Raw genomic sequence first — 7,858 nt, 5'->3', positions numbered from 1 at the left:
TTGTTAACCCTCGCATTGCTGACGACAATCTGTTTTTATCTGTTCAAAAAAATCAAGAATAACCAACAGTCAGTTCCAGTGTTGATAAAGGAAATGAATAATATAGGAAAAATCTCACTATCATTGTTTGGCTTTGTATTAATCTACGCGGTCATTCGTAGAATAATATTTCTTCTTAACCCGGAAATACTCTTTAATAGTGTCTTCAATTTCTTTGTTATGGAGACTTTGTTTTATCTACCTTTCTTTCTATTGGGTGCTTACAGCTTTATCTATCCGCCACTCAAACGGGTATTTCTTACCTTTTCACCTGGTGCATTTTTGGCCTCTGTGTTGTTATTCATCGCCTATTCGATAAACCAACATATTAATACTGCTGAGTTTTTTGCCTTTGAGCTGGATCTTATCATCAAGGCATTGATGGGCGTGACCATGACCAATGTGGTCTACTCTATTGGGTACCGGTTATTAAACTACCCCTCACCACGTATCACCTATCTGGTTAATGCCTCACTTTTCATCTACCTGGTGCATCATCCGCTAACCTTGATTTATGGTGCCTTTATTACGCCGCAAATTGACAATAATGGCCTTGGCTTTGTAGTGGGCATGGCCTTTGTTTGCCTGATTTCATTCATGTTATATGAGATTCATCGCCGTATTCCATTGCTGAAATTCTTATTTTCTGGCAAGCCGCAGCAGCAAACGGTGTAATCAAATTATTATTCAAACGAATAATGTTATTGCTAAGCGATATGAATATCGGCATACCGCTTAAGCGATAAAACGGCTACACTGTGAAACCATCATGTAGATGGCGGGATGGCTAATGCCTCACTGCTTGCTCTGCTTTCAGAGCAACTATCCTGTTGATTCCTTATCAGGATTTGTTTCACTTGCAGTGACAACAAAAAGAGGAATTGTGATGAAAAAGCAAGAATCTACTGAGAATAATCCCAAGTCTGATGCTGTTGCAGTCACCGAGTTCGCTACCCTGTTTGCCTTGGTTAGCCGCCTTAGCGGAGCGCTGGACAGCGCAATCACCGGAAAAGATCGCAGCGTATTAGTTAACGAACTGTCACAGCTTTCTGTCGATAATCTTCCTGAACAGGAAAAAGCACCGACAGCAGAAGCACTGAGAAGAGCGCTGGTAACACTCAAACGCGACTAGTTCTACTATCCAACGCTCACCCTTGATTCCCCGCTGGGCAATTAAAGGTGAGCGACCCCTCTTTTATCCTCATAATTTTAATCATTATATAGACTTAATATCTTTGACATTTCAGCAAAGCTGCAAATGACTCCATTCCAAAGAACTGACAAAATCAGTGGTTCAAGTGAGTAAGTGCCACAACGCTATGAACTAAAAAAATGCTGATTTAACACATTGAATTAGGTCATCTCTTCGCATTAGATGAGATAAATCTGTGTATAATAATTTTTTATAACTTTGGCCTGTTATTCATTTATTTTCGCCTTAAATCAGGAGAACTCCCACCTTGGACGCCATCGCAATTAATAGCCTCTTTTTGATCGGCGCAGTGCTGGTGGGAGCCAGTATTTTACTGAGTTCACTCTCTTCCCGGCTGGGTATTCCGATTCTGGTTATCTTTCTGGCCATCGGTATGCTGGCAGGTGGTGACGGTATTGGCGGGATTGCTTTCGATAACTACCCAGTGGCGTATCTGGTCAGTAACCTGGCGTTGGCGGTTATCCTGCTAGATGGCGGGATGCGCACTCGAGCTTCATCATTCCGTGTTGCTCTGTGGCCTGCGCTCTCTTTAGCAACCGTCGGGGTGGTGATTACTGCTGGCCTGACGGGCCTGGCTGCGGCCTGGCTGTTCGATTTAGATATTATTCAAGGGCTGCTCATTGGTGCGATTATTGGCTCGACCGATGCCGCTGCGGTATTCTCACTGCTTGGGGGTAAAGGTCTCAACGAGCGCGTCAGTGCCACTTTAGAGATCGAATCAGGCAGCAATGATCCCATGGCGGTGTTTTTAACCGTTACCTTGATTGCCATGATCTCCGCAGGTGAAACCAGCCTCAGTTGGATGTTCCTGGTGCACTTAATCCAACAGTTTGGTCTGGGAATTATCATCGGGTTAGGCGGTGGCGGTTTACTGCTGCTCTTTATAAACCGAATAGAGCTAGCGAATGGTTTATATCCCCTGCTGGCAGTCAGTGGTGGGATTCTGGTTTTCTCATTGGCAACGGCCATGAACGGCAGTGGTATTCTGGCAGTATATCTCTGCGGGCTATTACTGGGTAACCGCCCTATCCGCAACCGCTCCGGTATATTACAAACTTTCGATGGGCTGGCATGGCTGAGTCAAATCGGGATGTTCCTGGTATTGGGGCTGTTGCTTAATCCAAGTGACCTATTGCCGATAGCGATCCCAGCGCTGCTCCTCTCATTGTGGATGATTTTGTTCGCCCGACCACTGTCGGTGTTCATTGGTTTACTGCCGTTCCCAAGCTTTAATCTGCGTGAACGGATCTTTATTTCCTGGGTGGGTTTACGCGGCGCAGTGCCGGTTATTCTAGCCGTATTCCCGATGATGGCCGGTATTCCCAACGCGAATTTATTTTTCAATGTGGCCTTTTTTGTCGTGCTGGTATCACTGCTGCTACAGGGCACCAGCCTGTCATTTGCCGCACGTAAAACTAAATTGGTGGTGCCTCCAGCACTAGCACCGGTCTCGCGCATTGGGTTAGATATTGATATGAATAACCAATGGGAACAGTTTATTTACCAGTTGAGTTGTGACAAGTGGTGTATCGGTGCTGCGCTGCGCGATTTGAAAATGCCTAAAGGGACACGTATTGCGGCGCTGTTTCGTGGTAAAGACTTATTGCACCCCACCGGCAGTACCCGTCTGAAAGAAGGTGACATCTTGTGTGTTATCGGTCAGGAACACGACCTACCAGCATTGGGAAAACTGTTTAGTCAGTCACCCAATATCCAACTGGATGAACGCTTCTTTGGTGACTTTATTCTTGATGCCGATGCCAAGCTCCACGATATCTCTCAGATTTATGGCCTTAATCTGGAACCCGGAATCGATAAACAGCAGACATTGGGCCAATTCGTCCTCTATTTATTTGGTGGAGAGCCGGTTATTGGCGATCAGATTGAGTGGGATGGCTTGACCTGGACGATTGCCGAAATGGAATCGGATCGGGTAAGTCGGGTCGGGGTGAAAATCGTTACCGATAAAGCCTGATGTTATGATGAATAAGTGATAGGGATACCGTACAGGGGAACGCAATGAAATTGTCTATTTATGACCATCTGACAGTATCAATTTTATGAATCTACCTCCTGCTGATTGGGATAACCAGCGTACATTTCTGGCCATTATGCGTGAAGGCAGTTTATCTGCCGCCGCACGGAGTCTGAATGTTTCGCAACCGACAGCCCGCCGGCATATTGAGTCGCTGGAACAATGCCTTGGGCAAAAATTGTTTAACCGCACGTCCACTGGATTAATCCCAACGGAAACAGCGCGGGCACTGTTACCCCATGCCTTGGAAATGGCCACCGCTGCCGACGCTTTTGTACGAGCCGCCTGCGCCGATATTGGGTCAGCTAAAGATACCGTGCGCATTGCCACCAGTGAATTACTTGGCGTTGAAATCCTGCCGCAACGCTTAGAATCTCTGCGCTTACACTATCCTGAGCTGGTGCTGGAATTAAGTCTGGGTAGCAAGATAGAGGGGTTAACCCGCCAGGAAGCCGATATTGCAGTAAGAACCTTACGCCCCAAAGCGTCGCCAGTTATTGCGCAACGGGCGGGTTATTGCGAAGTTGGGCTGTTTGCTACTGAAGATTATATTGAGCGCCATGGTATGCCGCAGAGTCTCGGGGCATTAGCGTTTCACGCGTTAATCGGCCCGGATCGTAACACCCATGATGTCCAGGTTCTGCGTGAGCAGGGAGTCGATTTTGAACCGCACCAATACCGCCTACGTACTGATAGCCATTTGGCACAATTGGCGGCAATACGCAGCGGTTTGGGCATTGGTGCCTGCCATGAACCCATAGCTCGTCAATCTGGGTTAGTGCGGGTGTTAGCACAAGAATTCTCGTATCCACTGGAGTTTTGGCTGGTGATGCATGAAGATCTACGCAATACCCAGCGAGTCCGCGTGGTATTCGATCATTTACTCAATACACTGCGCCAATATCTGGCTGAATAAGCGCTAAGTGCAACAGGGCCTATGCGACCCTGTTGATTAATTAAGACAATTTAAAGTGGATAACGCAATATAGCGCTCAACTGCTTACCGGCTAAATCGCTTTCCCGCACCGCCAAAACTCGTGCTCCGGTTGCCAATGCACGTCTGGCAATCTCATCGATAACCCCATATGTCAGAGCATCATCTTCTGACGCAAAAGTAATAATACCCTGATCATTGATAGTCCCTGGGACTTGGCTTTCAATATCAACCAGTAATAAATCAATAGCACCGAACGTTGCCGCCCGTGCGGCATCCGACAAATCATGAGTGACTCGACGTTCTCCTGCGCGCTGTTCAAATAACGGCTTCAGCCCCTCTATTTGCGCCCGATAGAAATTGTCCAATACCGGGCGCGCTAATGTGGTAAGTTCCGAAATATTAAGATGTTCTGCATTGGTAGATAACGTTTCATCCACCAGATTTGATAATGAATTTGTCGCCCGATAAATTGACGTCAAAGGTTCAGTACTGACTAAAATAAGCGGGTAGTTATGACGGGCAAATAATGGCCGCAGGGCATTATCTATTTGCCGGGTATATTGTGCGAGCCTTACTTTTTCATGTACGCCATCATACTTACGTGCATTTAATGAAGCTTTACCTACTGCATTTAACACATTGTCAGGTAGGTTGGGAACAGAAACGATAGCGGGTGGTGCATCGGCAAAAAACTCAATCAAACGCACTTCATTTTCTGATAATGCCAGAATATAAGCGGAGTGTGGAAATGTCAGTGCGCGTAGTAACGGTTTGAGGTGGAAACGCTCACTGATCTCTACTTGGTCTTGCAGTTTATTAGCCAAACGGTAGGTTCGCAAAGTATCAGGCGTCGCAAGTATTGCGAGGCTGTAAGCATGCAGATCCCAGAATGACTCATCCTCTAATACGGAATATAACTCTTCTTCCAATAAAGCCAGACGCCGTTTATCAAAGTTTACCGCCTCAAGCTGTTGTAATGCCTCTTTTATTAAGTTCCCCAACTGGATTTTACTGCCAGCTAACTGTTGATGTAACGGTGATGTTTCAAGATAGATGGAAACGCAGGCATCGGAGCGTACATCAGAAAGACTAAGAAATTCTTCACGACTTGGAATGTCAACATGTAGCATAGGTCACCTTCAAGAAATAATGGACACGATACTTATATCTTTATCAAGCGCATGTTTATTATAGCCAACCAATGCCACTTTGCTTTCTATCGACATCGAAAAAATCGTTACACGCTAAAATTGTTAAAAGACATTTAACTGCTGGTATTAGCCCTAATATCTCAAATTCAATTAAGGCTAATACATCCCCCACATTAATAACTCTGAACTATTTATTCTTTACTCGTTATTCTGTTTTATTCTGTTTTATTCGATTAACCAAAATGATCCCCGCACAAACCAACACCAGTGCAAGGGCATTCTTCCATTCTAAAATGCTTTCATTGAGGAAAATGGCGGACAGAACCGCACCTGAAACCGGGATGAGAAAATTGAACGGTGCAACCATCCCTACCCGATTATATTTGAGTAGCAAGCTCCAGAGTGCAAAAGCGGCCGATGACAACAGCACCAGGTAGGCCAATAACAATAAAGCCCGCCAGCCAATGTCACTCAAATGGCCACCAAAGAGATAACCGCCAAGTGTCAACACCAACCCTCCGATGGCAAGCTGGTAACCTGTCATCACCGTGGTATCCATGGTTTGTGAAATACGTTTGCCGTAAATACTGGCGGCAGAAAGGATGAAAGCAGCCAGTACCACACTTCCCTCACCTAACAGTGAAAAATTAAAATCCATCAAATCGGCACCAAAATTCACCACCATCACGCCAGCAAAACCCAGTGCGCAGCCAATGATTTTATTAAATGATAATCGATCATTTTTATAAATATAATGCGCCAACAAGACACTGAAAAATGTCCCCGTTGCATTCATGATGGAGCCTTTCACCCCGGTAGTATATGCCAGCCCAATATAGAAAAAGACATACTGTAACGTGGTCTGTGTTAGCCCTAAAATGGCAATCTGCCTATATTGGCCCTTGTTAAGTCGGCCAATAGCTTTACCACTGGCAACAGCAAAAATGAGTAGCACTAACCCGGCCAATAAAAAGCGATAACCCGCAAACACCATCTTGCTCGGAATGTCATCTGGGGCGATATGAAACAGTGCATAACCATTTTTAATCGCAGGGTAGGCACTGCCCCAAAGAAGGCAACAGAAGGTTGCCACGAGGAAAACAAATTTTTTATTGGTAAAAAGCGCAGGACTGCGGTCCACGTGAACATCCTTTTCAATCAAAAAATGAAATGATGTTTCGTTATAACTATTTCCTGTTGAAAAGTCCCGTCTGATGTCACTTTTCTCTTAAAAATATCCATCAACTCTCCGAGTACCGCACCTATAGTACGTGGCCATCAAAAATAGATTGTCTGTCTTTTTGCTATTTGTAGAATAATTGAACGAAGATGCTGACATTCATTAGTTATTCATGGCGTTGTCTACCTCGTTCAATGTTTGCACTAACGGACAGAGATCGTGTACGATGCTGGTTTAATTAAATAACTTTGGTTTTCATCATGTTAAAACTATTTAACGTAAACTTTAACAGTATGCCTGAAAGAAAGTTAGACGAGATCTTCACACTTAGAAAAATAACATTTAAAGATCGCTTAGATTGGAAAGTAACCTGTACTGATGGCAGAGAAAGCGACCAATATGATGATGAGAATACAAACTATATATTAGGAATAATAGAAGATACTATTGTTTGCAGTGTCAGATTTATTGAAATGAAGTATCCGACAATGGTGGCAGGGCCATTCGCACCTTATTTTTCCGACATTGACCTTCCGGTCGATGGTTTTATAGAATCCAGCCGTTTCTTTGTTGAAAAAAAACTAGCAAGAGATATGGTAGGCCATAATAGTGCACTCAGCGTATTACTTTTTTTAGCAATGGTTAATTATGCCAGAAGCCGCAATTATAAAGGTATACTGACTGTTGTCAGCCGAGGGATGTATGTATTACTGAAGCGTTCCGGCTGGAATATTACAGTTTTAAACCAAGGTGAGTCAGAGAAAAATGAGGTTATTTATCTTTTACATCTGGGTGTCGACATTGATAGCCAACAACAATTAATAAAGAAGATACGCAGAACGCATCACGTTGAACCTCATATACTTGAAACCTGGCCATTAGCGGTGCCAGATATAGTTAAATAGGTTTAATTAACTTTAACTCTATGCCAAGTCTTATCGCATGCTTGGCATTTAAAACACCAAGTTTTCTAACAACATTACCAATATGAAACTTAACTGTACTTCTTTTTATTCCCAATATTATGGAAATTTCCGAGTATGTTTTGCCGACACTAGCCCAATATAAAATTTCGTTCTCTCTAGGAGAGAAAATTTCCCTTTCGTCACTAGCACCATTCAACTTGTTGTTTTTACTGTTATTTTTGTGGTAGAGACCCAACATTTTATCATGAGTCAAAATGAGCAGCATTTGAATTTTCTCTTTATTGGTCTCAATGCTCTCATCAAAAGAAATGCTATCATCACTTCCATTAGAAATATTCAGCGTTGCCATATTATGATTATTATCATGAAGAACAAAT

The 7,858-nt window shown here is 43.9% G+C and carries 8 protein-coding genes; 5 read left to right on the top strand and 3 right to left on the bottom strand.

Going from position 1 to position 7,858, the window contains the following annotated elements:
- From V1952_RS18040 to V1952_RS18025, 4 genes are all read left to right on the top strand, one after another.
- A partial coding sequence (locus V1952_RS18040; protein ID WP_420075252.1) for an acyltransferase family protein occupies window positions 1–714 on the top strand: 714 nt, incomplete at its 5' end.
- A 211-nt stretch (window positions 715–925) separates the two neighbouring features.
- On the top strand, window positions 926–1,171 hold the full coding sequence (locus V1952_RS18035; protein WP_193784638.1) for a hypothetical protein: 246 nt from the start codon (window positions 926–928) through the stop codon (window positions 1,169–1,171).
- A 328-nt stretch (window positions 1,172–1,499) separates the two neighbouring features.
- Entirely contained in the window at window positions 1,500–3,227 is a 1,728-nt protein-coding gene (locus tag V1952_RS18030; protein ID WP_083158494.1) for a potassium/proton antiporter, read from the top strand.
- 85 nt (window positions 3,228–3,312) lie between these two features.
- Window positions 3,313–4,203, top strand: a complete 891-nt coding sequence (locus V1952_RS18025) for a LysR family transcriptional regulator (protein WP_420075251.1) — start codon at window positions 3,313–3,315, stop codon at window positions 4,201–4,203.
- A gap of 50 nt (window positions 4,204–4,253) precedes the next feature.
- Here V1952_RS18025 and V1952_RS18020 read toward each other — a convergent pair whose 3' ends face one another.
- Window positions 4,254–5,354: a hypothetical protein gene (locus tag V1952_RS18020; protein ID WP_420075250.1), complete on the bottom strand. Its 1,101-nt coding sequence runs from the start codon at window positions 5,352–5,354 to the stop codon at window positions 4,254–4,256.
- Window positions 5,355–5,580: 226 nt separating this feature from the next.
- Window positions 5,581–6,516 carry a DMT family transporter gene (locus V1952_RS18015; protein ID WP_372559297.1) on the bottom strand — a complete coding sequence of 312 codons (936 nt, stop codon included), beginning with the start codon at window positions 6,514–6,516 and terminating at the stop codon, window positions 5,581–5,583.
- A gap of 299 nt (window positions 6,517–6,815) precedes the next feature.
- On the opposite strand from V1952_RS18015, the gene V1952_RS18010 reads away from it, so the two are divergent.
- The gene (locus tag V1952_RS18010; RefSeq protein ID WP_372559298.1) at window positions 6,816–7,460 is read left to right on the top strand and encodes an acyl-homoserine-lactone synthase; all 645 of its coding nucleotides are present in this window, start codon (window positions 6,816–6,818) and stop codon (window positions 7,458–7,460) included.
- Here V1952_RS18010 and V1952_RS18005 read toward each other — a convergent pair.
- Window positions 7,453–7,858: helix-turn-helix transcriptional regulator (locus V1952_RS18005; RefSeq protein ID WP_420075249.1), on the bottom strand; the 406-nt coding region annotated here is incomplete at its 5' end. The two genes, V1952_RS18010 and V1952_RS18005, sit on opposite strands and share 8 nt — an antisense overlap.

This window comes from Yersinia sp. 2542 StPb PI (assembly GCF_048593855.1).
GTDB classification, from domain to species: Bacteria; Pseudomonadota; Gammaproteobacteria; order Enterobacterales; family Enterobacteriaceae; genus Yersinia; species Yersinia enterocolitica_E.
The sequence above is the reverse complement of the archived record's forward strand: the minus strand, read 5'-3'. Positions and strand labels throughout refer to the sequence as shown.

What these genes read in the sequence shown, in the direction of transcription:
- V1952_RS18035 (WP_193784638.1), top strand. Translation starts at nt 926, where the DNA reads ATGAAAAAGCAAGAATCTACTGAGAATAATCCCAAGTCTGATGCTGTT.
- V1952_RS18025 (WP_420075251.1), top strand. Translation starts at nt 3,313, where the DNA reads ATGAATCTACCTCCTGCTGATTGGGATAACCAGCGTACATTTCTGGCC.
- V1952_RS18020 (WP_420075250.1), bottom strand. Translation starts at nt 5,354, where the DNA reads ATGCTACATGTTGACATTCCAAGTCGTGAAGAATTTCTTAGTCTTTCT.
- V1952_RS18010 (WP_372559298.1), top strand. Translation starts at nt 6,816, where the DNA reads ATGTTAAAACTATTTAACGTAAACTTTAACAGTATGCCTGAAAGAAAG.